General features: G+C 65.7%; 1 protein-coding gene. It reads left to right on the top strand.

Annotated features, from left to right (window positions below; genetic code table 11):
• A partial coding sequence (locus AB0H00_RS31995; protein WP_357273689.1) for a polyketide synthase occupies positions 1-1,128 on the top strand: 1,128 nt, incomplete at both ends.

Here is a 1,128-nt window from a genome sequence, read left to right as displayed (position 1 = left end):
CGGTATCCCGGCGGTGTCGAGTCGCCGGATGAGCTGTGGGATCTGGTGTTGTCGGGCACGGACGCCATCAGTGAGTTCCCTTCGGATCGTGGCTGGGACCTGCGTCGCCTGATCCATCCCGACCCCGACAACTCGGGTACGTCCTATGCCCGGGAAGGCGGATTCCTTCCGAACGCGGGCGATTTCGACGCGGGCTTCTTCGGGATCGGTCCTCGTGAGGCGATCGCGATGGATCCGCAGCAACGGTTGCTGCTGGAGGTGTCGTGGGAGGCGTTGGAACACGCGGGGATCGATCCGACATCGTTGCGGGGCAGCGATACCGGTGTCTACACCGGTGTGATGTACCAGGACTACGAGGCCGTGACCCGCAAGGGTGGGTCCGAGGTCGAGGGGTATGTCGCGACCGGTGCCGCGGGAAGCGTGGTGTCCGGACGAGTGGCCTACGCGTTGGGTTTGGAAGGGCCCGCGATGACGGTGGATACGGCGTGTTCGTCGTCGTTGGTGGCGTTGCATGTGGCGTGCCGGGCGTTGCGTCAGGGGGAAAGCTCGCTGGCGTTGGTGGGTGGTGCGACGGTGATGGCGACACCGATGGTGTTCGTGGAGTTCTCCCGGCAGCGCGGTTTGGCCCCGGACGGGCGGTGCAAGTCGTTTTCGGCAGCGGCCGACGGGGTGGCCTGGTCCGAGGGTGCCGCGGTGTTGGTGGTGGAACGGCTGTCGGACGCACAGCGTCTAGGACACAACGTGTTGGCGGTGGTGCGCGGCAGCGCGATCAACCAGGACGGCGCGAGCAATGGTTTGACCGCGCCGAACGGTCCGTCGCAGGAACGGGTCATCGCGGCGGCGTTGGCCAATGCCGGCCTGCGCCCGGTGGATGTCGATGTCGTGGAGGCCCACGGCACAGGCACGACGTTGGGTGATCCGATCGAGGCGCAGGCGTTGCTCGCCGCCTATGGCCAGGATCGACCGGAGCCGCTACGCATCGGCGCGCTCAAGTCCAATATCGGTCACACACAGGCAGCTTCCGGTGTGGGTGGCGTGATCAAAATGGTGCAGGCATTGCAGCACCAGATACTGCCGAAGACACTGCATGTGGATACCTTGTCCCCGCATGTGGATTGGTCGGCGGGA

Source organism: Nocardia sp. NPDC023852, from assembly GCF_040639505.1.
Taxonomy (GTDB): Bacteria; Actinomycetota; Actinomycetes; order Mycobacteriales; family Mycobacteriaceae; genus Nocardia.
Note: the sequence above shows the minus strand (reverse complement) of the source record. Positions and strands in the feature narration are given on the sequence as shown.